At 60.8% G+C, this 681-nt stretch carries 1 protein-coding gene; it reads right to left on the minus strand.

Annotation, left to right across the window (positions count from 1 at the left end):
* On the minus strand, positions 1 to 652 hold a 652-nt coding region (locus VLI63_RS17650; RefSeq protein ID WP_409158160.1), incomplete at its 3' end, for an IS256 family transposase.
* Positions 653 to 681: the final 29 nt, after the last annotated feature.

The following is a 681-nucleotide window of genomic DNA, read 5'->3' on the forward strand; positions in this document are numbered from 1 at the left end:
CTTTCAGTGCGGATTGTTCGTTGGGGAAGTGGCCGCGACGCCTGGTCGCGGCTCTGAATCTCGCGTTCAACGACTCGATCCCGTTTGTCGTATAGATGAGCTTCCTGATCTCTAACGGGTAGTCGAGGAACGGGGTGAACTCACCCCACGACCGCCGCCACATCGCGATCATCGCCGGATAGATGGGTTCCCACTCCTTCGCAAACTCGTCGAAGCGTTGCTCCGCAGCCTTCACCGTCGGCGCCTGGTAGACCTGCTTCAACCTGTCCGCGATCGGTTTCCAATACTTCCTGGACGCGAACCGCAGGCTGTTGCGCACCAAATGCACGACACAGGTTTGAACGGTCGCCATCGGCCAGGTTGCGAGGATCGAGTCCGGCAGGCCCTTCAGACCGTCACAACAGACGAACAGGACATCGGCGACGCCGCGGTACTTCAGCTCGGTGAGCATGTTCATCCATTGCTTCGATCCCTCACCACCGGTCGGTCCAACCCACATGCCCAGAACGTCGCGGTGGCCATCGAGGTCGATTCCGAGCGCCACATACACGGGCCGGTTGCCGACCTGCCCATCCCGAACCTTCATCACGATCGCGTCGATGAGGATCACTGGATACACCGGATCCAGGGGCCTTGCCTGCCACACCTCCATGTCGGCCACGACCCGGTCGGTGACTTTCG

The sequence above is a fragment of the Lacisediminihabitans sp. H27-G8 genome (assembly GCF_046156175.1).
In the GTDB taxonomy this organism is placed as follows: domain Bacteria; phylum Actinomycetota; class Actinomycetes; order Actinomycetales; family Microbacteriaceae; genus Lacisediminihabitans.